This window comes from Streptomyces sp. BRA346 (assembly GCF_052851135.1).
In genome coordinates, this window is sequence record NZ_JAIWIH010000008.1 from 50,085 (window position 1) to 72,369 (window position 22,285).

Annotated in this window: 22 protein-coding genes; 14 read left to right on the forward strand and 8 right to left on the reverse strand. The window is 71.1% G+C overall.

Annotation, left to right across the window (positions count from 1 at the left end):
• Positions 1-158: 158 nt before the first annotated feature.
• Both LCH29_RS13230 and LCH29_RS13235 read right to left on the reverse strand, forming a co-directional pair.
• Complete coding sequence (locus LCH29_RS13230) at positions 159-860, reverse strand: class I SAM-dependent DNA methyltransferase (RefSeq protein WP_446461905.1); 702 nt, start codon at positions 858-860, stop codon at positions 159-161.
• 43 nt (positions 861-903) lie between these two features.
• A complete protein-coding gene (locus LCH29_RS13235; RefSeq protein WP_446461906.1) occupies positions 904-2,142 on the reverse strand; it encodes a YihY/virulence factor BrkB family protein in 1,239 nt (412 codons plus the stop codon).
• A 295-nt stretch (positions 2,143-2,437) separates the two neighbouring features.
• Between LCH29_RS13235 and LCH29_RS13240 the strand changes: the two genes are divergently transcribed.
• The 13 genes from LCH29_RS13240 (at position 2,438) to LCH29_RS13300 (ending at position 13,584) form a co-directional block, all read left to right on the forward strand.
• A complete protein-coding gene (locus tag LCH29_RS13240; RefSeq protein WP_446461907.1) occupies positions 2,438-2,971 on the forward strand; it encodes a GNAT family N-acetyltransferase in 534 nt (177 codons plus the stop codon).
• Between the two features lie 92 nt (positions 2,972-3,063).
• A complete protein-coding gene (locus tag LCH29_RS13245; protein WP_313879519.1) occupies positions 3,064-3,147 on the forward strand; it encodes a putative leader peptide in 84 nt (27 codons plus the stop codon).
• A gap of 213 nt (positions 3,148-3,360) precedes the next feature.
• The gene (locus LCH29_RS13250) at positions 3,361-5,055 is read left to right on the forward strand and encodes a nitrite/sulfite reductase (RefSeq protein ID WP_446461908.1); all 1,695 of its coding nucleotides are present in this window, start codon (positions 3,361-3,363) and stop codon (positions 5,053-5,055) included.
• Positions 5,056-5,170: 115 nt separating this feature from the next.
• Positions 5,171-5,371 (forward strand): hypothetical protein, encoded by a 201-nt coding sequence (locus LCH29_RS13255; protein ID WP_446461909.1) that lies wholly within the window; start codon positions 5,171-5,173, stop codon positions 5,369-5,371.
• Positions 5,368-6,069, forward strand: coding sequence for a phosphoadenylyl-sulfate reductase (locus tag LCH29_RS13260; protein ID WP_446461910.1), 702 nt, complete (start codon positions 5,368-5,370; stop codon positions 6,067-6,069). The genes LCH29_RS13255 and LCH29_RS13260 overlap by 4 nt, the downstream gene beginning before the upstream one ends.
• A complete protein-coding gene (gene cysC, locus LCH29_RS13265) occupies positions 6,069-6,641 on the forward strand; it encodes an adenylyl-sulfate kinase (RefSeq protein WP_446461911.1) in 573 nt (190 codons plus the stop codon). Before LCH29_RS13260 ends, cysC begins: the two co-directional genes overlap by 1 nt.
• Positions 6,638-7,588 carry a sulfate adenylyltransferase subunit CysD gene (gene cysD / locus LCH29_RS13270; protein WP_446461912.1) on the forward strand — a complete coding sequence of 317 codons (951 nt, stop codon included), beginning with the start codon at positions 6,638-6,640 and terminating at the stop codon, positions 7,586-7,588. Before cysC ends, cysD begins: the two co-directional genes overlap by 4 nt.
• 2 nt (positions 7,589-7,590) lie before the next feature.
• Complete coding sequence (locus LCH29_RS13275) at positions 7,591-8,964, forward strand: sulfate adenylyltransferase subunit 1 (protein WP_446461913.1); 1,374 nt, start codon at positions 7,591-7,593, stop codon at positions 8,962-8,964.
• 233 nt (positions 8,965-9,197) lie between these two features.
• Positions 9,198-10,310 carry an aliphatic sulfonate ABC transporter substrate-binding protein gene (locus tag LCH29_RS13280; RefSeq protein ID WP_446462080.1) on the forward strand — a complete coding sequence of 371 codons (1,113 nt, stop codon included), beginning with the start codon at positions 9,198-9,200 and terminating at the stop codon, positions 10,308-10,310.
• A gap of 54 nt (positions 10,311-10,364) precedes the next feature.
• Positions 10,365-11,159, forward strand: a complete 795-nt coding sequence (locus LCH29_RS13285; RefSeq protein WP_446461914.1) for an ABC transporter ATP-binding protein — start codon at positions 10,365-10,367, stop codon at positions 11,157-11,159.
• Positions 11,146-12,069 (forward strand): ABC transporter permease, encoded by a 924-nt coding sequence (locus tag LCH29_RS13290; protein ID WP_446461915.1) that lies wholly within the window; start codon positions 11,146-11,148, stop codon positions 12,067-12,069. The genes LCH29_RS13285 and LCH29_RS13290 overlap by 14 nt, the downstream gene beginning before the upstream one ends.
• Before the next feature lie 29 nt (positions 12,070-12,098).
• Entirely contained in the window at positions 12,099-12,851 is a 753-nt protein-coding gene (locus LCH29_RS13295) for a sirohydrochlorin chelatase (RefSeq protein WP_446461916.1), read from the forward strand.
• 145 nt (positions 12,852-12,996) lie between these two features.
• Positions 12,997-13,584, forward strand: coding sequence for a Uma2 family endonuclease (locus LCH29_RS13300; protein ID WP_446461917.1), 588 nt, complete (start codon positions 12,997-12,999; stop codon positions 13,582-13,584).
• Positions 13,585-13,601: 17 nt separating this feature from the next.
• Here LCH29_RS13300 and LCH29_RS13305 read toward each other — a convergent pair whose 3' ends face one another.
• Both LCH29_RS13305 and LCH29_RS13310 read right to left on the reverse strand, forming a co-directional pair.
• On the reverse strand, positions 13,602-13,925 hold the full coding sequence (locus LCH29_RS13305; RefSeq protein ID WP_446461918.1) for a cupin domain-containing protein: 324 nt from the start codon (positions 13,923-13,925) through the stop codon (positions 13,602-13,604).
• A 132-nt stretch (positions 13,926-14,057) separates the two neighbouring features.
• The gene (locus tag LCH29_RS13310; RefSeq protein WP_446461919.1) at positions 14,058-15,278 is read right to left on the reverse strand and encodes a S8 family peptidase; all 1,221 of its coding nucleotides are present in this window, start codon (positions 15,276-15,278) and stop codon (positions 14,058-14,060) included.
• A gap of 324 nt (positions 15,279-15,602) precedes the next feature.
• Between LCH29_RS13310 and LCH29_RS13315 the strand changes: the two genes are divergently transcribed.
• Positions 15,603-17,909 carry an MMPL family transporter gene (locus LCH29_RS13315; protein WP_446461920.1) on the forward strand — a complete coding sequence of 769 codons (2,307 nt, stop codon included), beginning with the start codon at positions 15,603-15,605 and terminating at the stop codon, positions 17,907-17,909.
• A 17-nt stretch (positions 17,910-17,926) separates the two neighbouring features.
• Here the strand turns inward: LCH29_RS13315 and LCH29_RS13320 are convergent, their stop codons facing one another.
• The 4 genes from LCH29_RS13320 to LCH29_RS13335 are packed head-to-tail and all read right to left on the reverse strand — an operon-like array spanning position 17,927 to position 22,269.
• On the reverse strand, positions 17,927-19,234 hold the full coding sequence (locus LCH29_RS13320) for a macrolide family glycosyltransferase (protein ID WP_446461921.1): 1,308 nt from the start codon (positions 19,232-19,234) through the stop codon (positions 17,927-17,929).
• A gap of 28 nt (positions 19,235-19,262) precedes the next feature.
• The gene (locus tag LCH29_RS13325; protein ID WP_446461922.1) at positions 19,263-20,522 is read right to left on the reverse strand and encodes an ABC transporter substrate-binding protein; all 1,260 of its coding nucleotides are present in this window, start codon (positions 20,520-20,522) and stop codon (positions 19,263-19,265) included.
• Positions 20,522-21,376, reverse strand: coding sequence for a carbohydrate ABC transporter permease (locus tag LCH29_RS13330; protein ID WP_446461923.1), 855 nt, complete (start codon positions 21,374-21,376; stop codon positions 20,522-20,524). Before LCH29_RS13330 ends, LCH29_RS13325 begins: the two co-directional genes overlap by 1 nt.
• On the reverse strand, positions 21,373-22,269 hold the full coding sequence (locus tag LCH29_RS13335) for a carbohydrate ABC transporter permease (RefSeq protein WP_446461924.1): 897 nt from the start codon (positions 22,267-22,269) through the stop codon (positions 21,373-21,375). Before LCH29_RS13335 ends, LCH29_RS13330 begins: the two co-directional genes overlap by 4 nt.
• Between the last annotated feature and the right edge of the window lie 16 nt (positions 22,270-22,285).

The window sequence follows — 22,285 nt, forward strand, 5'->3', positions numbered from 1 at the left end:
CTGCCGGTGCGGCTCGGCCCCGGGCTCGGCCAGCAGCCCCTACCGAAGACAGGAGTTACGGGGACAGGAGTTACGGGGACAGGACGCCTTGATCGCCAAGGCGCGCCTGAACACACACCCCGATCACCGCAGCGCAGAAACGTTTGGCATATGCCTCGTCAGGACCGCTTGCGCCACACCATCGCGACGGACACCGGGTGGTGGCGTAAACGCTCCCACTTCGGCTTCACGGCCAGCCACCGCTCGTCCACCACGCCCTCCCGCATCTCGGCGAGTGCCCAGCCCGCGCCCAGCCCCGCCGTGATGTGGTCGCTGAGCAAATGGACATGGGTGCTGATGGCGACAGGCTCACCCGTGCCGCTGGTGAAGTGGGTCGGCATGCCCGTGGTCATGATGAAGTGCGGGTGGAACGCCACCACCACACAGGCCGCTCCGGGCTCCGCGAGCCGCCAGGCCTCGTCGTAGAACGGGCCCAGCTCGGGCAGGTGTTCATCGATGAGCGAGGCGATGACCAGGTCGTACGCGCCCGTGTCGAGACCGGTCGCGCGGACGTCGCCCTCGACGAGGCGGTCGTGGACGCCACGGGCGCGGGCGCGGTCGAGCATTTCGGGGGTGAGGTCGACGCCGTCGATCGCGGGCACCCCGTTGCGCCGCAGCCAGGTGGCGGTGCGGCCGGTGCCGCAGCCGAGGTCGGCGGCGCGGCGGACGGAGGTCCATCGGGGGTCGGCGAGTTCGTCGAGGAGGGCGAGGTCCATGACGTCCTCGACGGTCTGCTCGTAGGTCTCGACCCACTGTCCGTAGCCGGTGGCGACGTCCACCGTGCGGTATCCGCGCGTGTCGAAGTCGGAGAAGTGAACCATGCGCCGAAGTATCGGCGACCGCCGGGACGGCGCGCGACGGGATTTACGCCGGGGGCGCCCCGTCCCGCGTGGCGCCGTCCTCCGCCGCCCTGGCCTCCGGCCGCCTGACCTCGGGGCGCCCGGCTTCGGGCTGCCCGACTTCGGGACGCCCGGGCTCGGTCCGCTTCGGCTCGCGCTCCGCGCCCGGATCGCGGTCGCGGTCGCGCTTGCCGTGGTGGTGCAGCCGACTCCGTATGTCCGCGTGCGGCAGGAACTGGGCCCACCGCTCGGGGAACTCCGACGGCGGAGTGCTCTCGGCCGACCCGTCGTCGGCGGTGCGCTGCTCCCGGGCGCGCTCCAGCGCCGCCCGCTGGGCGCGGCCGGCGGCGGTGGCCACCGAGGGCCACACCCGGTCGATGGCGGCGTTGACGGCCGCGCCGACGAGCACCGCGAAGGCGGACACACCGATCCACAGCAGGACGGCCACGGGCGCCGCCAGCGATCCGTAGATCGTCGGGCCCTCCACGGTGTGGATGAGGTAGATCCGCAGCAGGAAGCTGCCGAGCACCCACATGGTGAGCGCCACCAGCGCCCCCGGGATGTCCTCCCGCCACGCCGAACGCACCGGAACCGACACGTGGTAGAGCGTGGTGAGGAAGGCGACGGACAGCAGGATCACGGTGGGCCAGTACAGGAACCGCACGAGGGTGGCGCTGGACGGCACGAAGTCCACCACGGTCTCCGGGCCGATGACCATCAGCGGCAGCGCCACCGCCCCGATGACGAGGGCCACCAGGTAGAGGAGGAAGGCGAGCAGCCGGGTCCGGACGATGCCGCGGCGCCCCTCCAGCCCGTACATGATGGTGATGGTGTCCACGAACACGTTCACCGCGCGGGAGCCGGACCACAGCGCGATGCCGAAGCCGAGCGAGATGACGTCGGGGCGGCCGCCCTCTATGACGTCGTCCAGGAGCGGCCGGGCGATCTCCTTGACGCCCTTGTCGGAGAGCACGGTGCCCGAGGCGTCGAGGATGTTCTGCCGGATGGTGGCCACGGTGTCGGTGTCGGTCCAGGCGTCGAAGTAGCCGAGCAGCCCGATCAGGCCGAGGAGCAGCGGCGGCAGCGACAGCAGGGTGAAGAAGGCGGCCTCGGCGGCGAGGCCGGTGACCCGGTACTCCATGCAGGAGTTGACGGTGTCCTTCAGCAGCAGCCAGGCCATCCTGCGCTTGGAGACGTTGCGGTACAGGGCGCGGGCCTTGGTCAGCCGTCCGGACGGCTTCGGGATGTCTTCTGCTGGCTGCACGCCCCAACCGTATCCGGCGCCCTCCGGCGTGACGGACACGTCACCGCTGCACAACGGCCGGAACGCGTCGGCACGCGTCGGCACGCGTCGGCACGCGTCGGTCGGCACGCGTCGGCGGAGGGGACGCCGCGCCGACTCGGCACCGCCCTCCGCCCGCTGCGGACACTGTCCGCGCCCGCCGCGCCGGGCGGCAAAGGTTGCGTCGCGTTGCACCTCACGTCGATCAGCCGCCGAGCGGTACCCGTCAGGCCACGGCCGATACCCGTCACGGCCCGATCCATGGTTGGCTGACCCCATGGCCATCGACGTGACCACCTGGTCCCTGGAGCAGACCTCGTCTGCGGACCTCGACCCGGCGCGGGAGCCCGCGGACGGGGCGGGGGTGCGGATCGTCCGCGCCGAGGTGCCGAGCCCCGAGTTCAGCCGCTTCCTCTACACGGCCGTCGGAGCGGACAACGACTGGACCGACCGGCTGGAGTGGTCGCGCGAGCGGTGGCTGGAGTTCCTGGACCGGCCCGGGGCGGAGACCTGGGTCGCGTACGAGCGCGGCACCCCGGCCGGGTTCATCGAGCTGGACCCGCAGGACGCGGGCGTGGTGGAGATCTCGTACTTCGGGCTGCTGCCCGCCTTCCGGGGCCGCCGCATCGGCGGACACCTGCTGACCTGGGGCGCCGGCCGCGCCTGGGACCTGGCCGACCGCTGGCCCGGCCTGCCGCCGACCAAGCGGGTGTGGGTGCACACGTGCAGCAAGGACGGGCCGCACGCGCTCGACAACTACCGCCGCCGGGGCTTCCGGGTCTTCGACGTCAAGACCGAGACGGAAGGGTGACCAAGCCCACACCGTCCCACAGAACGAGACCGAGACGTCCGAATAATGGACAAAGGTGGACTCGCCGAAGAGGGGCGTGCCACGCTTCCCTCATGTCTCGAGCTGGAATTGCCTTGGTGAGTCGACGCCACGTCGACCTCGGCCGCATGTCCAGCGCGATCTGTCCGGCGAGCTGAGGCACTCAGCAGGGCCCGCACCGGCCCCCGGACCACCTCCTCGCACTTCCCGCCGCCCCCGATGACGTGGGCGAGCGCGCACGCCTCGACGCCCCCTCGCCCACCGCACCGGTATCCGCCGCAGCGCCGTGCCCGCCTGCACTCCTGCGCAGGTCAGAGCGTGCGCGCGAGATCATCCGCCGCACCGAGCCGCTCAGAAGGACACACACCGCCATGCCCGCCACACCGGAACGCGCAGCAGCCACGCCCCGCCGTAAGGCCGGACGCCATCGCGGCGAAGGCCAGTGGGCCGCGGGTCACTTCACCCCGCTCAACGGCAACGAGCAGACCAAGAAGGACGACGACGGTCTCAATGTGCGGACACGCATTGAGACGATCTACGCCCACCGTGGTTTCGACTCCATCGACGGTGCCGACCTGCGCGGCCGGATGCGCTGGTGGGGCCTGTACACCCAGCGCAAGCCCGGGATCGACGGCGGCAAGACCGCCATCCTGGAGCCGGAGGAGCTGGACGACGAGCATTTCATGATGCGGGTCCGGATCGACGGCGGGCGGCTGACCACCGAGCAGCTGCGGGTCGTCGGCGAGATCTCGGAGGAGTTCGCGCGCGGCACCGCCGACATCACCGACCGGCAGAACGTCCAGTACCACTGGATCCGGATCGAGGACGTCCCCGAGATCTGGAAGCGGCTGGAAGCGGTCGGCCTGTCGACCACCGAGGCGTGCGGCGACACCCCCCGCGTGATCATCGGCTCCCCGGTGGCCGGGATCGCCGAGGACGAGATCATCGACGGCACCCCCGCCATCGAGGAGATCCACCGCCGCTACATCGGCAGCAAGGAGTTCTCCAACCTGCCGCGCAAGTTCAAGACCGCGGTCTCCGGCTCCCCGGTGCTCGACGTCGTGCACGAGATCAACGACGTCGCGTTCGTCGGTGTGCGCCACCCCGAGCACGGCCCCGGCTTCGACCTGTGGGTCGGCGGCGGGCTGTCCACCAACCCCAAGATCGGCGTCCGGCTCGGCGCCTGGGTGCCGCTGGAGGACGTCCCGGAGGTGTGGGCCGGGGTCACCTCGATCTTCCGCGACTACGGCTACCGGCGGCTGCGCACCCGCGCCCGGCTGAAGTTCCTGGTCGCCGACTGGGGCCCGGAGAAGTTCCGCCAGGTGCTGGAGGACGAGTACCTGAAGCGCCCGCTGTCCGACGGCCCGGCGCCCGCCGAGCCCGTCCAGCAGTGGCGCGACCACATCGGCGTCCACCGCCAGCAGGACGGCCGCTACTACGTCGGCTTCGCCCCGCGCGTCGGCCGGGTGGACGGCACGACCCTCACCAAGATCGCCGACCTGGCCGAGGCCCATGGCTCCGGTCGGCTGACCACCACCGTCGAGCAGAAGATGATCGTGCTCGACGTGGCCGAGGACCAGGTCGAGTCGCTGGTCTCCGGGCTCGAGGCGCTGGATCTCCAGGTCAAGCCGTCCCCGTTCCGGCGCGGCACGATGGCCTGCACCGGCATCGAGTTCTGCAAGCTCGCGATCGTCGAGACCAAGGCGCGCGGCTCCTGGCTCATCGACGAACTGGAGCGCCGGCTGCCCGAGTTCGACGAGCCGCTCACCATCAACCTCAACGGCTGCCCGAACGCCTGCGCCCGTATCCAGGTCGCGGACATCGGTCTCAAGGGCCAGCTGGTCATGGACGCAGGCGGCGAGCAGGTCGAGGGCTACCAGGTGCACCTGGGCGGCGCGCTGGGCCTGGACCCGGGCTTCGGCCGCAAGGTGCGCGGCCTGAAGGTCACCGCCGCCGAACTCCCCGACTACATCGAGCGCGTGCTGCGCCGCTTCCAGGAGGAGCGCGAGGACGGCGAGCGGTTCGCCACCTGGGCGGGGCGGGCCAGTGAGGACGCCCTCAAATGAGCGTGCCTCGGCGCGCTGCGCCGGCTGGACTGAGGGGCCGCGCAGCGACGAAGGAGCGAGCAGTGACGAGGGAAGCCAGTGCGTGGAAGCGCGCCGAGGCTGAGCGGGAGGCACCGTGAGCGAGCGCGCGGCGCCGTTCTACTGCCCTTACTGCGGGGACGAGGACCTGCGGCCCTCCGAGGAGGAGGCGCCCCGCGGGCAAGGAGCAGCGTGGGAATGCGCGTCCTGCAATCGGGCGTTCCGCCTGGCGTTCCTCGGGCTGCTGGCCAAGGGCCTGCGGCGCGACCGAGCCGGAGAAGGGGACACATCGATATGACCCAGCTTCAGCAGCACACCGATCTCGAAGCGCTCGCCACGCGGGCGGGCCGCGACCTGGAGGACGCCCCGGCGCTCGACATCCTGCGCTGGGCGGCCGACACGTTCGGGCCGCGCTTCTGCGTCACCTCCTCGATGGAGGACGCGGTGGTGGCCCATCTCGCTTCCCGGGTGTTCCCCGGTGTCGACGTGGTGTTCCTCGACACCGGCTACCACTTCCCGGAGACCATCGGCACCCGGGACGCGGTGGCGGCCGTGATGGACGTCAACGTCATCACCCTCACTCCGCGCCAGTCGGTGGCCGAGCAGGACGCCGAGCACGGGCCGAAGCTGCACGACCGCAACCCCGACCTGTGCTGCGCCCTGCGCAAGGTGCAGCCGCTGGAGGAGGGGTTGAAGGCGTACGACGCGTGGGCCACCGGGCTGCGCCGCGACGAGTCCCCGACCCGGGCGAACACCCCGGTCGTCAGCTGGGACGCCCGGCGGCAGAAGGTGAAGATTTCGCCCATAGCGCGCTGGACGCAGGCCGACGTGGACGCGTACGTAGCAGAACACGGTGTGCTGACCAACCCCCTGCTCATGGACGGATATCCTTCCGTCGGCTGCGCGCCCTGCACCCGCCGGGTGCTGGAGGGCGAGGACGCCCGGTCGGGCCGCTGGGCGGGGAGCAACAAGACGGAATGCGGACTGCACGGCTGATGGCTGTCGACCAGGAGAACGAGATGAGCGCGCCGATACACACCGGGGCCACCGTGTGGCTGACCGGTCTGCCGAGCGCCGGAAAGACGACGATCGCGTACGCGCTGGCGGAGCGGCTGCGCAGCGAGGGCCACCGGGTGGAGGTGCTGGACGGCGACGAGATACGCGAGTTCCTCTCCGCCGGGCTCGGCTTCTCGCGCGAGGACCGCCACACCAATGTGCAGCGCATCGGTTTCGTGGCCGAGCTGCTGGCCTCCAACGGGGTCAAGGTGCTGGTGCCGGTGATCGCGCCGTTCGCGGACAGCCGTGAGGCGGTGCGCAAGCGCCACCAGGCCGAGGGCACCGCGTATCTGGAGGTGCACGTCGCGACGCCGGTCGAGGTGTGCTCCGAGCGCGACGTCAAGGGGCTGTACGCGAAGCAGGCGGCGGGCGAGATCAAGGGGCTGACCGGGGTCGACGACCCGTACGAGGCCCCGGACGACCCGGATCTGCGGATCGAGACCCATGAGCAGGGCGTCCTGGAATCGGCGACGGCGTTGCGTGGACTGCTGAGCGAGAGGGGACTGGCATGACGACCGTGGCTCCGATCAACGGGACCGGATCCGGTGCGGGCGAGGGCGACCTCTACGCGCTCTCGCACCTGGACGCGCTGGAGTCCGAGGCGGTGCACATCTTCCGCGAGGTGGCGGGCGAGTTCGAGCGGCCGGTGATCCTGTTCTCCGGCGGCAAGGACTCCATCGTCATGCTGCACCTGGCGCTCAAGGCTTTTCAGCCCGCGCCGGTGCCGTTCTCGCTGCTGCACGTGGACACCGGGCACAACTTCCCCGAGGTCATCGACTACCGGGACCGCACCGTCGCCGAGCATGGGCTGCGCCTCCACGTGGCGTCCGTGCAGGAGTTCATCGACGACGGGCGGCTGCGCGAGCGCCCGGACGGCACCCGCAACCCGCTCCAGACCGTGCCGCTGCTGGACGCCATCGAGAAGAACCGCTTCGACGCGGTGTTCGGTGGCGGCCGCCGGGACGAGGAGAAGGCGCGCGCCAAGGAGCGGGTGTTCTCGCTGCGCGACGAGTTCGGCGGCTGGGACCCGCGCCGTCAGCGCCCCGAGCTGTGGCAGCTGTACAACGGCCGGCACTCCGCCGGTGAGCACGTCCGCGTGTTCCCGCTGTCCAACTGGACCGAGCTGGACGTGTGGCAGTACATCGAGCGCGAGAAGATCGAGCTTCCGCAGATCTACTACGCGCACGAGCGCGAGGTGTTCCGGCGCAGCGGCATGTGGCTGGCCCCCGGTGAGTGGGGCGGTCCGAAGGACGGCGAGACGGTGGAGCGGCGCCAGGTGCGCTACCGCACGGTGGGCGACATGTCCTGCACCGGTGCCGTCGAGTCGGACGCGGTCACGATCGAGCAGGTCATCGACGAGATCGCGGCATCCCGCCTGACCGAGCGGGGTGCGACGCGCGCCGACGACAAGCTGTCGGAGGCCGCCATGGAGGACCGGAAGCGCGAGGGGTACTTCTAGTCATGACGAGCAATCTCAGTGCCGAGGAGCAGGCCGTGGTGACCGCGGTGGAGCAGTCCGCGGCCTCCTCCCAGCTGCGCTTCGCGACCGCCGGTTCGGTGGACGACGGCAAGTCGACCCTGGTCGGGCGACTGCTGCACGACTCCAAGTCGGTGCTGGCCGACCAGTTGGAGGCGGTCGAGCACGCGTCGCGCAGCCGTGGCCAGGAGGCGCCGGACCTGGCGCTGCTGACGGACGGGCTGCGGGCGGAGCGCGAGCAGGGCATCACCATCGATGTCGCGTACCGCTACTTCGCCACCCCGCGGCGGCGGTTCATCCTCGCCGACACCCCGGGCCATGTGCAGTACACCCGCAACATGGTCACCGGCGCGTCCACCGCGGAGCTCGCGGTGGTCCTGGTGGACGCGCGCAACGGCGTGGTGGAGCAGACCCGGCGGCACGCCGCGGTCGCCGCCCTGCTGCGGGTCCCGCACGTCGTCCTGGCCGTCAACAAGATGGACCTGGTGGACTATGCGGAGCCGGTGTTCGCCGCGATAGCCGAGGAGTTCACGACGTACGCGGCCTCGCTGGGCGTCCCCGAGATCACCGCGATACCGATCTCGGCGCTGGCCGGGGACAACGTGGTGACCGCGTCCGCGAACATGGACTGGTACGGCGGGCCGACGGTGCTGGAGCACCTGGAGACGGTGCCGGTGGGCACCGACCCGTCGCAGGACCCGGCGCGCTTCCCGGTGCAGTACGTGATCCGTCCGCAGAGCGCCGAGCACCCCGACTACCGCGGCTACGCGGGCCAGGTGGCCTCCGGTGTGCTGCGGGTCGGCGACGAGGTGACGGTGCTGCCGTCCGGCCGTACGAGCACCATCACCGGGATCGACGTGCTGGGCCAGTCCGCCGACCTGGCCTGGGCGCCGCAGTCGGTGACGCTCCGGCTCGCCGACGACCTCGACATCTCGCGCGGCGACGTCCTCGCCCCGAGCGCGTACGCGCCCACCCCCACCCAGGACGTCGAGGCGACCGTGTGCCATCTGCACGACCGGCCGCTGAAGGTCGGGGACCGGGTGCTGCTGAAGCACACCACCCGGACGGTGAAGGCCATCGTCAAGGACATCCCGGACCGGCTCACGCTCGCCGACCTGTCGCACCACCCGGCGCCGGGTGAGCTGGCGGCCAACGACATCGGCCGGGTCGTCCTGCGGACGTCGGAGCCGCTGGCGCTGGACGCGTACGCCGCCTCGCGCCGCACCGGGTCCTTCCTGCTGATCGACCCGGCGGACGGCACGACGCTGACCGCGGGCATGGCGGGCGACTCGTTCGCCGAGCAGGCGTCGGCCGCCGACGCCGAGGACGCGGCCGACGACGACGGGTGGGATTTCTGACCATGGCCGGTGAGGTGTTCTCGACGTTCGCGAAGGAGGGCGGCCGCGTAGGCAGCGGCGCCCTGGGCAGTGGTCAGGGCGGAGTCGGGCGATGTGTGCGCTGAACCGCGCCTTCCCCGCTCTGCCGTCCCACTCCGCACGAAGATCGTCTGAACTGCCGGGCGCCCCCTGACACCGGGCCGCCCGGCCCTCCGAGAGGAACACCTCCCGTGTCGTCTGCCACTCCGCGTGCCATGGCGCCCCCGCGCCGCCGCCGCACCACCCGCCTGCTGGCGGCCTCCGCCGTCCTCCCGCTGCTGATCGGCTCGCTCGGCGCCTGCGGCTACGGCTCGAAGAAGGTGGACGACGGACCGAAGGTCGAGGCGAAGGGCAAGAAGGTCGACGGCCTCGACGACGTGAAGGTCGGCTACTTCGCCAACGTCACCCACGCCACCCCGATGGTCGACCGCCAGGAAGGTCTGATCCAGAAGGAGCTGGGCGGCACGAAGGTCAAGCCGTTCATCTTCAACGCGGGCCCCTCCGAGATCGAGGCGCTCAACGCGAAGTCCATCGACATCGGCTGGATCGGCCCCTCCCCCGCCATCAACGGCTACACCAAGTCCGGCGGCCAGAACCTCAAGATCATCTCGGGTTCGACGTCCGGCGGCGTGTCGCTCGTGGTCGATCCGGACAAGATCAAGTCCGTCGATGACCTCAAGGGCAAGACCATCGCGACGCCGCAGAAGGGCAACACGCAGGACGTGGCCCTCCTCAACTACCTCGCCGAGAAGGGGTACAAGGTCGACCCGCAGACCGGCAAGGGCGAAGTGAACGTCCTCCGGCAGGACAACAAGGAAATCCCGACGACCCTCAAGACGGGTGGCGTGGACGGCGCGTGGGTGCCCGAGCCGACCGCTTCGAAAATCGTCTCCCAGGGCGGCAAGAAGCTGCTGGACGAGAAGAAGCTGTGGAAGGACGGCAAGTTCGTCATCACGAACATGATCGTCTCCAAGCAGTTCCTCAAGGAGCACCCGAAGGTCGTCGAGGCGGTGCTGCGCGGCTCGGTGAAGACCAACGCCTGGATCACGTCCCACCCGGACAAGGCCGCCCAGGACATCAACGCCTCGCTGAAGCAGATCACCGGCAGCGACCTGCCCCCCAACGTGCTCGACCCGGCGTTCAAGAACATCGACGTCACCAATGACCCGCTGGCCTCCACGCTCCAGGAGGAGGCACAGCACGCGGTCAAGGCAGGTCTGCTGGAGAAGCCCCGGCTGGGGGACATCTACGACCTCACGCTGCTCAACAAGGTCCTCAAGGCCCGGGGCGAGCCGGAGGTCGACTCCGCCGGACTCGGCAGCAAGTAGGGCCTCGCCGCCTTGGATCCCGTCAGCAAACGCAGTCCTCAGGAGGTGACGGCCATGACCGCTACGCTCACCCAAAAGCCCGTCGACAAGAATGGCGCGGGTACCTATGCCGCGCGTTTCGACCACGTGTCGAAGTCGTTCGGCCGCCCCGGCGCGCAGCAGCTGGTGCTGGACGACATCACGCTCGATGTCGCACCAGGCGAGTTCGTCTGCCTCCTGGGGGCCTCGGGGTGTGGCAAGTCCACGCTCCTCAACCTCGTCGCCGGTCTCGACAAGCCGACCGGCGGCAGCATCGACGTCCCGGGCGGGCGCCCCGCCCTGATGTTCCAGGAGCACGCGCTCTTCCCGTGGCTCACAGCGGGCAAGAACATCGAACTCGCGCTGCGCATGCGCGGGGTGCCGCGCGCCGAGCGGCGCGACGAGGCCGAGCGGCTGCTGGAGCTCGTACGCCTCAAGGGCGCGCACGGCAAGCGGGTGCACGAGCTGTCCGGCGGCATGCGGCAGCGGGTCGCGATGGCCCGCGCGCTGGCGCAGGACAGCCGGCTGCTGCTGATGGACGAGCCGTTCGCCGCGCTCGACGCCATCACCCGCGACGTGCTGCACGACGAGCTGACCCGCATCTGGAGGGAGACGAATCTGTCCGTCCTCTTCGTCACGCACAACGTGCGTGAGGCGGTCCGGCTCGCCCAGCGCGTGGTCCTGATGTCCTCCCGGCCCGGGCGCATCGCCCGCGAGTGGGGCGTCGAGATGCCGCAGCCGCGCCGGATCGAGGACGCGGCCGTCGCCGACCTGTCCGTCGAAATCACCGAACAGCTCCGTGGGGAGATTCGCCGACATGGCCAGCACTGAGGCCCAGCGGGACGCCTCCGTAAGGACCCCGGCCGACGCCGAGGCCGCCCCCGACCAGCTGGCGGGGCTCGAAGCGGGCCTGGACGCCCTGGAGACCCGGGTCAAGGACCGGGTGCCGGTCAGCCGGGTCCTGCTCGACAAGGTGCTGCCGCCGATCGCCGCCATCGTGATCGTGCTGGCGCTCTGGCAGCTCGCCTACGCCCTGGAGCTGAAGCCGCACTACCAGCTGCCCAGCCCGGTCGACGTCGGCCACTCGCTCCAGGAGAAGTGGCTGGACGGCACGCTGCTGGGCTACGTGTGGCACAGCGTGTCGCGTGGCGCGCTCGGCTTCGCCGCCTCGCTGGTCATCGGCACTCCGCTGGGTCTGCTGGTGGCGCGCGTGCGGTTCGTACGGGCGGCCATCGGCCCGATCCTGTCCGGCCTCCAGTCGCTGCCGTCGGTGGCCTGGGTGCCGGCCGCGATCATCTGGTTCGGGCTGACCGACTCCACCATCTACGCGGTGGTGCTGCTCGGCGCGGTCCCCTCCATCGCCAACGGCCTGGTCTCCGGCGTCGACCGGATCCCGCCGCTGTACCTGCGCGCGGGCCGTACGATCGGCGCGACCGGCGTCGCCGGGATCCGGCACATCCTGCTCCCGGCCGCGCTGCCCGGCTACATCGCGGGGCTCAAGCAGGGCTGGGCGTTCTCCTGGCGCTCCCTGATGGCCGCCGAGCTGATCGCCACCTCCCCCGACCTGGGCACCGGCCTCGGCCAGCTGCTCGACCAGGCCCGCGTGGACCAGGACATGTCCCTCGTGCTCGCCGCCATCCTGCTCATCCTCGTCGTCGGCATCGGCATCGAGCTGCTGATCTTCGCGCCGATCGAGCGGCGGGTGCTGCGCAGCCGCGGCCTGCTGGCGAACGCCCGCTGAACGGAACCCACGGACCCGACGGAAGCATGATGTCTGCCCCGACCTTCCTCCTCGTTGCCCACGGCAGCCGCGACCCCCGCCACGCGGCGACCGTCGACGCGCTGTGCGCGCGGGTGCGGTCGCTGCGGCCGGGGCTGCGCGTCGAACCGTCCTTCCTGGAGTTCAACGCACCACGGGTGGGCCAGGTCCTGGACCGGCTCGCCGCGGAGGGGGCGGACGAGGTGATCGCCCTCCCCCTCCTGCTGACCCGCGCCTTCCACGCGAAGGCCGACATCCCGGCGGTCCTGCGCGAGGCCACGGCCCGCCACCCCCGCCTGACCGTGCGCCAGGCCGACGTCCTGGGGCCCTCCCCGCTCCTGGTGGAGGCCCTGGAACACCGCCTGTACGAGGCCGGGCTGCGCCCCGGCGACCGGCACCGGACCGGCATCGTCCTGGCCTCGGCGGGCTCCACCGACCCGGAGGCGATCGCGGTGATCGCAGAAATCGCGCGGGAGTGGCGGCACACCGGCTGGTGCGCCGTGCGACCCGCGTTCGCCTCCGCTTCCCTCCCCCGCACCGAGGACGCGGTGCGCGCCCTGCGCGCCGAGGGCGTCGAGCGGGTGGCCGTGGCCCCGTACGTCATCGCCCCCGGCCGCCTCCCCGACCGCATCGCGCACGGCGCCGAGGCGGCGGGCGCGGACACCCTGGCCGATGTCCTCGGCCCGGCGCCCGAGCTGGCCCGGCTGCTGCTGACGCGCTACGACGAGGCGCGGGCGGCGCGGCGGTTCCTGCTGACCGCCTGAGCGGCCCGCCTGCGTCTGGACCACTCCAAAGAGTGATTTCATGCTTTTGGCAGCGGACTCGCGGCTCGGGCTGGAAGCGTCGGCAGCTGTCCGAGCTGCGTGCCATGCTGGAGCCAAGGAACACGAGGAGGCGGTGGTGACGGTCATGAGCGTCCCTGAGATGCGCGTCGACGATCACGAGGGCCCCTGGACGGTCGAGGACGTCCTTGCGTTCCCGGAGCACCCGGCACGCGCCCGCTTTGAACTTGTGGACGGTGTCCTCATGATGTCCCCCGCTCCCAGCTGGGACCACCAGATCGCCTCCTCGGAGCTGCTCCTCCAGATCAGGGCCGCCATGGCTCGGTCCGGCGCTCCGTTCGTCGCGGCCGAGGCGGTGAACGTGACGGGCGATTCCCGGTTGTTCATCCCCGACATCGCCGTCGCCGACCGCGCCGCCGTTTCCCGCGGCACCCTGGCCGTGCCGCTGGAGGCGGTGCTGCTGCTGGTGGAGATCGTGTCTCCGTGGAACCAGTCCACCGACCGCATCCTCAAGCCGGCGCTCTACGCCCAGGCGAAGGTGCCCGCCTTCTGGCGGGTGGAGTTGGAGCCCGAGGTGCGTGTGGTCGCGCACACGCTGGAGACCGATACCTACCGCGAGGTCGCCACGGTCACCGGCAAGGAGTCGGTCCAGGTAGCCGGGGAGTTCACCGTCGACCTGGACGTTCCCGCGCTGCTCGGCGGCCTGGACGACTGAGTCGGCGACCTCGGCCTTCAGCCCTCCGGGTAAAAGACGAAGAGGGTGCAGCCGGTGGTGGTCTGCGGGATGTGCGAGGAACCGGCCGGGGCGTGGAGGAAGGTGCCCGCCGGGTAGTCGCGGTGGCCGTCGTTGAAGGTGCCGGAGACGACGAAGACCTCCTCGGGGCCGGGCTCGTGGACGTCCAGTCCTTCCCAGGTGCTGCCCGGGTCCATCTCCAGGACGTGGGCCGTCGCGCCGTTCTCGCCGGTCCACAGCGGGCGCAGCCGGATGCCCGGGAAGAGTTCCTTCACCGGCGCGTCCGCGACCGCCGACCATGTGTATCCGTCCGTGATGTTCATGCTCACAACACTGGCACGGTGAAACAACGCCCCCAAGACGTCAGCCAGTTGGTCTCGGTACCCCACTGAAGCGGCCGCCGTGCCCAGTGGGGTGGACACGGCGGCCGGGTGTTCAGATGTGCCTCAGGTGACCTACTTGACGACCTTCAGCAGCTTGTTCGGGGTGCCCTCGCCGGGGTTGGAGATCTTGTCGGCGGTGGCACCGTCCGTGAGCGCCTTCGCCACGTCGGCGGGCTTGGCGTCCTGGTGGCCGCTCAGGTAGACGGCGGCGGCGCCCACGACGTGCGGGGTGGCCATCGACGTACCGGAGATGGTGTTGGTGGCGTCGTCGCCGGTGTTCCAGTCGGAGGTGATGTCCGAGCCGGGGGCGTAGATGTCGACGACCTTGCCGAAGTTGGAGAAGTCGGACTGCTCGTCGCCATCGGTGCTGGAGGCGACGGTGATCGCGTCCTTGACCCGGGCGGGCGAGCTCTTGCTCGCGTCGGCGGACTCGTTGCCCGCCGCGACAGCGAAGGTGACACCGGAGTCGATGGCCTTCTGCACCGCCGTGTCCAGGGCCTCGTCGGGGGTGCCGCCGAGGCTCATGTTGGCGACGGACGGGCCCTTGTGGTTCTTGGTGACCCAGTCGATGCCGGACACCACCTGTTCGGTGGTGCCCGAGCCCTGGTCGTCCAGGACTCTTACGGCCACGACCTTGGCCTTCTTGGCCACGCCGTGCTTGGTTCCGGCGATGGTGCCCGCGACGTGGGTGCCGTGGCCGTTGCCGTCGTCGGCGTCCTCGTCGTTGTCGATGGCGTCGAAGCCGGAGGTGACGCGGCCGTCGAAGTCCTTGTGCGAGGCACGGACCCCGGTGTCGATGACGTACGCGGTGACACCCTCACCCGCGCTGTCCGGGTAGGTGTACTTCTTGTCGCCCTTGGTGTCGGCCTGGTCGATCCGGTCCAGACCCCAGGACGGCGGTTCCTCCTGGGTGGTCTTGATGGAGTAGCGGTGGTTCTGGACGACCTTGGCGACCGACGGGTCGGCGGCCAGCCGCTTGGCCTCGGTCTCGCTGAGGCCGTCCGCGGAGAAGCCGTTGACGGCGGAGTCGTAGCTGTGGCGCAGCTTGCCACCGTAACTCTCGGCCAGGTCCTTGCCCTCGGAAGCGGCCTTGACGGTCTGTCCGCCCTTGAGCATGACGATGTAGCTGCCGTCGACGGCGTTCTTGGACTGGGTGCCGTAGACGGTGCCCTCGGCGGGCTTCGCGGTGGCGGCGCCGGCCGGGACGGCCACGAAGGCACCGGCGGTGACGGCGCCCGCCGCGGCTATCGCCAGGGTGAGTCGACGCGCGTTGCGCTGCTTGTGTACTGCCATGACGAGGGATCCTCCTCGTGCGGTTGTGGGGGGATTTCGCGCACGGTGTTTTCACACGCGCTTGCGATGGCGCCGGAGCGTGTTCGGATCACTCCGGGCTGAGACGAAACCCTGGCGGATGGAACCGGGCAATTCAAGATCCTGGCCCATGTGTGACATATGCAACGTCATCACAGCACGATCATGACAAGTCCCTTTACCTGTAAGGGGCTTGGACCGATGGGGTAGGGCTGGCACCCCTCCCCGAGGTGGAGAAGCCCGCCCCCCACCTCACCGGTCAGCAGGATGGGCCCGGGTGCACCCGCGCCCTAGCGTCGTCCGGAGATGGCGGCAGGGGGTCGCCACCATGGAAAAGGGGACGTCGTGGGGGACACAGGACGCCGGAACGGGCCACGGGGGCTGGCCGCCCGCGCGGGCAGTTGGAGCGCCCGGCACCGCTGGACGGCTGTGGGGGGCTGGCTGCTGCTGGTGGTTCTCGCACTGGCCGTGGGGTCGATGACGGGCCGGGTCGACTCGGCCAACAGTGAGGAGCGTCCGGGCGAGTCCGGGCGAATCCTGAAGATTCTGGACGACGCGGGCATCGTCGAACCGGCCGGGGAAACCGTCCTGATCCAGGCGAAGAGCGGCGGGATGAGCGCGGACGACCCGGAGTTCCGGGGCGCGGTCGACGCGGTGCTGTCCGCGGTGCGCGGCACCGGTGAGGCCACCGCGGTGACGTCCCCGTACGCGACGAAGGCGATCTCGGCCGACCGGCGGTCCGCGCTGGTGCGGTTCGACCTGCGCGGCGACGCGGAGTCCGCCGCGGACCGCATCCAGCCCGTGCTGGACGCGGTGGAGAAGGCGCAGCGGGACCATCGGGCCCTGCGGATCGAGGAGTTCGGCGACGCGAGCGGGGACAAGGCGTTCGACGACGCGTTCGGCTCCGACTTCGCGCAGGCGGAGTACTCGGCGGTGCCGGTGGCCCTCGGCATCCTGCTGATCGCGTTCGGCGCGCTGGTGGCCGCGCTGCTGCCGGTGGCACTCGCGATGACCGCGTTCCTGGCCACCACCGGTCTGGTGGCGGTGGTCAGCCACTGGATGCCCATGAACGACACCGCCAACTCGGTGATGCTGCTGGTGGGTCTGGCCGTCGGCGTCGACTACTGCCTGTTCTATCTGCGCCGGGAGCGCGAGGAGCGGGCCGCCGGGCGGGACGCCGACACCGCGCTGCGCATCGCGGCGGCGACCTCCGGCCGGGCGATCCTGGTCTCCGGTGTCACGGTCATCGTGGCGATGGCGGGCATGCTCTTCACCGGCCTCACCGAGTTCCAGGCGATGGGTCTCGCCACCCTGATGGTGGTGGCCGTGGCGATGGTCGGCTCGGTGACGGTGCTGCCCGCGCTGCTCTCGCTGCTCGGCGAGCGGGTCGAGAAGGGCCGGGTGCCGTTCGTGTCCCGCGCCAAGCGGAAGGGCAACGGCGAGAGCCGGGTGTGGCGCGCGGTCCTCGACCGGGTGCTGCGCAGGCCGAAGCTGTCGCTCGCGCTGGCCGGTGGCACGCTGATCGCCATCGCCGCACCGGCGGTCAGCATGAACACCGCGAACCTGACGCTGGACCAGGAGTTCAGCGACTCCCTGCCGATCGTCCGGGCCTACGAGCACATGGACAAGGCGTTCCCCGGCGGACCGGACCCGGCCCAGGTCGTGGTCAAGGCCGAGGACATCGACGCCGCGCCGGTACGTGGCGCCATCGCCCGCTTCCGCGACCAGGCCGTCGCCAAGGGGGCCTCCACCGGCCCGGTCACGGTGGCCTTCCACGAGAAGCGGAACCTGGCGATCGTGTCGGTCCCGCTGACCGGCGGCTCGGACGAGGGCAAGGCCGAGAAGAGCCTGACCATCCTGCGGGACGAGGTGCGCCCCGAGACGCTCGGCACGGTGGACGGCGTGGAGGCGCCGATCGGCGGCTCCGTCGCCGCCAACAAGGACTTCAACGACGCGCTCGGCTCGGCGATCGCGCCGGTCTTCGCCTTCGTCGTCGTGTTCGCCTTCCTGCTCATGCTGATGTCGTTCCGGTCGCTGACCGTCGCCGTCACCTCCATCGTGCTCAACCTGCTGTCGGTGGGCGCCGCGTACGGCATCCTCACCGCCGTCTTCCAGCACGGCTGGGGCGCGGGCCTGGTCGGCGCGGAGGGGGTCGGCGCGATCGTGTCGTGGCTGCCGCTGTTCCTCTTCGTGATCCTGTTCGGGCTGAGCATGGACTACCACGTGTTCGTGGTCTCCCGGATCCGCGAGGCGCGGCTGGCCGGGCGCACCACGCGGGACGCGGTGGTGCACGGCGTGGTCACCACGGCGGGCGTCGTCACCAGCGCCGCCGTCATCATGGTCGCGGTGTTCGCCATCTTCGGGACGCTGTCGATGCAGTCCATGAAGCAGATGGGCGTGGGCCTCGCCGCCGCCGTCCTCATCGACGCCACCGTGATCCGCGGGGTGCTGCTGCCCGCCGTGATGACGCTGCTGGGCGAGCGGAACTGGTACCTGCCGCCCTGGCTGCGGTGGCTGCCCGACCTGGCCCACGACGAGACGGCACCCACCCCGCCCCCGGCGACGCTCCCCTCCCCCGGCCCGGACGACCGCCGCAGGCACGCCAAGGTCTGACGGACCACCGCTTTCCCTCACCCGGCCGCGCGGCTCCCCATGAGCCACGCGGCCGGTTCCGTCGTACCGCCGAGCTGCCCGGCCGGGAGTTCGGCTTCGATCAGGTCGGCGGCCCGCTCCGGGCCGCCTTCGGCGGCCATGCGGGCCTTGACCTCGGCGCAGCGGGCGGCCACTTGGGGGTCGTCCGTGAGGGCGAGGACGGCCGCTCGGAGGGTTTCCGCGGTGATGTCCTCCTTGGGCAACTCGCGGGCGACACCGAGCGATTGGAGGGTGGCGGCGTTGCGGAACTGGTCGACGGCCTGGGGCACGGCCACCATCGGGACGCCGCAGCTCAGGGCCTCCTGGCTGCCGCCCGCGCCCGCGTGGGTGACGAAGGCGTCGGCCTGCTGGAGGACACTCAGCTGGGGCACCCAGGTGTGGGTTTCGATGTTGGCGGGCAGGGCGCCGAGGCCATCGGGGTCGACGTAACCGCCGATCTGGAGGACGACGTGCCAGCCGGGGAGGTCGCCGAAGGCGTCGACGCAGGCGCGGTAGAAGCCGGGTTCCCTGGTCCAGGTGGAGCCCAGCGAGATCAGCAGGACGCGGTCCGTGGGGGCGAGGGTGTCCGGGCGCCGCCACTGGCCGTCGTCGTGGCGGGTGGCGTGGCAGCGGCCGACGAAGGAGTAGACGGAGGTGTCGACGCGGTCGGCGTGGGGCTGGAACAGCTCGGGGATGAGGGCGAGGCAGCGGCGGGGGCGGCCGGTGAGGCGGTCGGGGTCGGTGTCGGGCATGCCGTGCTCGGCGAGCCAGGCTTGGAAGCGCGCGTAATAGGCCCGGCCCCGCTCGGAGTGGCGCAGGTGCCCGTACTTCGGGTCGAAGACCTCTTCCTTGTAGCCCTCCCAGGCCACGAAGCTCGGCGCCAGCTCGACGGCGGGCACGCCCCAGCGGCGGGCGAGGAGGTGCGCCGGGTAGGCGGTGATGTCGTAGAGGATCAGGTCCGGCTCGTCGCCCTCGTACGCCGCCAGGTGCTGGGGCAGCGCCTGGATCGCCTCGGTCAGGAACGGCTCGACGTAATCGATGAGTTCGGCGTCGTCCGGCATGTCGTCCTGGAAGAGGACCGTGTCGTAGGTCCTGGGCTCGGCGCCGGTTTCGGCGACCTTGTCGGCGAACGACTCGGGAATGGCGTAAGTGACCCGGTGGCCGCGGGCCACCAACTCGCGGATCACCTCAAGGCCGGGGTTGACGTGCCCGTGCGCCGCGATGCCGAACATGGCTATATGGGCGGGCTTTTGAGCACCCATCGCTGAGGTCATGGTGCGGAACTTAGGCGAGGCCGATTGCCTCATGCAACTATCAACACACCCGCCCGGTAGCCTAACGCTGATAGCGCGCGAGCACCAGCCCCCCGTCCTTGATCAATCTTTTTCTCAGTCTTTCCATTCCAATGGCTCCGCTGTAGTACTCCTGGAGCGCGGGCGTGGCCACCTTGTCCTTCCACTCCCGATAGCCGCGCACCGACAGCGCTGGGGCCGGGCGCAGGTGGGCGGCCAGCGCCGTGCCGGTCGCCCAGCCGTGCTCGGATGCGCGCAGGGCCGGGTCGCGCAGCGCGCCGGTGCCCGTGGGCAGCATCCAGTCGCCCAGCGCGAGCCGCGCCATGTTGCGCGGGCGCAGGAAGAAGTCGAGGAAGCGGGCCGCCTCCCGCCGGTACGGGCTGTCCTCGGCGATGGACAGGGTCTGCGGGCCGACCCCCTGGCGCTGGTCGCCGCCGGGCCCGGCGGGCGCGGGCAGCACCGTCCAGGCGAAGCCCTCGGGGGCCTGCTGGACGATCTGCTGGCGGTACGAGAAACCGAGCGGCACCATGGCGTACGTGCCGCCGAAGAAGCCGGGGAGGGTATCCGAACCGCCCATGCCGAGCGTGGACTTGGCCGCCGTGCGGGCGATCGCGCGCGGGACGCGCTGGTCCGCGGCGTCGAAACGGACGGTGACCTTGCCGTCGGCGGCGCGGTGGAAGACCCGGCCGCCGGTGGAGAGGGCCAGGCCCAGGGTCGCGGCGACGGGGTCCTTGAGCGGCCAGCCGACCCCGTACGTCCCGCCCCGGGTGAGCGCCCGCGCCACGTCCTCGAACTCCGCCCAGCTCCAAGGGTCGCGCACGGTCGGGATCCGCACCCGCGCCCGCTCCAGCAGCGCCCGGTTGGCGATGATGACGCGCGGCTCCTGGAGGAACGGCACCCCATAGACGCCGCCGTCGCCGAAGGTGGTGGTCGCCCAGCTGTGGGCCGGGATGTCGGCCGTCAAGCGGTCCGGCAGCAGCCCGCGCAGATCGGCGAGATAGCCGCCGTACGCGAAGTCGGCGAGGTCGTCGGCGGCGTCGTGGATGATGTCGGGCGCCTCCCCGCCCTCGAAGGAGGTGAGGAGCTGGTCGTGGACGCCGTCCCAACTGCCCTGGATGTACTCGACCCTGATCGTGGGGTGGCCCGCGTTCCACTCCGCCACCAGCCGCTTGTTGGCCTCGACGGACTCCTTCTGCCAGGCGAGCGACTGGAAGCGGAGGGTCACGCGTCCCCCGCGGGCGCGGCGCCGCGCGGGCGCGCACCCCGACAGCAGGGCGGCGGTCAGCAGCGTACGGCGGCGCATCAGGACTTCACCGCCCCGGCCAGGGTCCCGCTGGTGATCCGCCGCTGGATGACGGCGAACAGGACGAGCGAGGGCAGGGTGGCGAGCAGCGAGGCGGCGGCCAGCGGGCCGAGGTCGGCGACGCCCTCCGCGCCGATGAAGTGGGTGAGGATGACGGGCATGGTCTGCTTCTGCGGGGTCTTGAGCAGCACCAGCGCGAAGAAGAACTCGTTCCACGCGGTGATGAAGGCGAAGAGGGCGGTGGCCACGAGGCCGGGCGCCAGCAGCGGCATGGTGACCGAGACGAGGACGCGCACCCGCCCCGCCCCGTCCACGGCCGCGGCCTCCTCCAACTCCCTGGGCACGGCGCGCGCGTACCCCGCGAGCATCCACAGGGCGAACGGCAGGGACCACACCACGTACACCATGATCAGCCCGGACAGGGAGTTGATCAGGTACAGGTTCTTGAGCACGAGGAACAGCGGGATGATCACCAGGACGAACGGGAACGCCTGGCTGACCACGACCCAGCCGGTGGCCGCCCGGGACAGCGGGGAGCGGTGGTTGCGGGCCATGACGTACGCCATCGGGGTCGCGACGACGACGGTGATGGCCGCGGCGGCGACGGAGGCGGTGAGGCTGTTCGCGGCCGCCCGCAACAGCGGCTGCTCGTCGAACGCCTGACGGAAGTTGTCGAGGGTCGGGTCCAGGGGGATCCAGCCGGGGTCCGGGCTCGCCAGCTCGCGCGGCGGCTTGAACGCCGTGGACAGCAGCCACAGCAGCGGGAACGCGAGGAAGACGAGATAGCCCAGCAGGGCGAGGTACTGCCCGGCGCGGGCGGCCCGGCGCCTGCGCACGACGGCGGCCCGGTTCATGCGTCGTCCCCCTGGAGCCGGCCGACGAGGAAGAGCGCGAGGAGCACGGAGACCACCGCGACCAGCACGCATCCCATCGCCGCCGCATATCCGAACTGCCCGTAGCCGAAGGCTTCTTCGTACGCGAAGAGCATCGGAAGCCGGGTGCGCCCGCCGGGTCCGCCGCCGGTCAGGACGTAGACCAGCGCGAAGGAGTTGATGTTCCAGATGAGGCTGAGCGCGCTGATGGCGAGCGCCACGGGTCTGATGGCGGGCCAGGTGACGGTGCGGAAGCGGCGCCAGCCGCCCGCGCCGTCCACCGCCGCCGCCTCGTGCAGCTCGCGCGGTACGCCTCCGAGCGCGGCCAGCAGCGTGACCGTCACCTGCGGCAGCCGCGCCCAGATGCCGACGACGATCACGGCGGGCAGGGCGGTGGAGAGGCTGCCGAGCCAGTCCCGGTCGGTGCCCAGCGTGTCGTTCAGCACCCCCGCGTCGGGGTGGTAGACGAGCCGCCACATGATGCCGACGACGACCTCGGGCATCGCCCACGGCACGATCGCCAAGGCCCGCGCCAGCCAGCGGAAGCGGAGGTTCTGCACGAGCAGCAGCGCCAGTCCGAGCGCCAGCACGAACTGCGGAACGGTCACCGCGACCGCCCACACCAGGCCGATCCGGAACGACTCCCAGAAGAGCGTGTCGCGGGCCAGGTCCTGGAAGTTGAGCAGCCCGGTCCACTGGGTCGGCTCGGTGCGGCCGGACTGGGCGTCGGTGAAGGCCAGCGCGATCCCGTACAGCAGCGGGCCGACGCTGAGCAGCAGGATGGGCAGCAGCGCGGGCAGCACCAGGAACCACGCGCCGCGGGCCGGAGACTTGTCGGACCGCGCCGTCGCGGTCGTGGCTGTCACGCAGGTCATCGTGCGGACGGTGCGC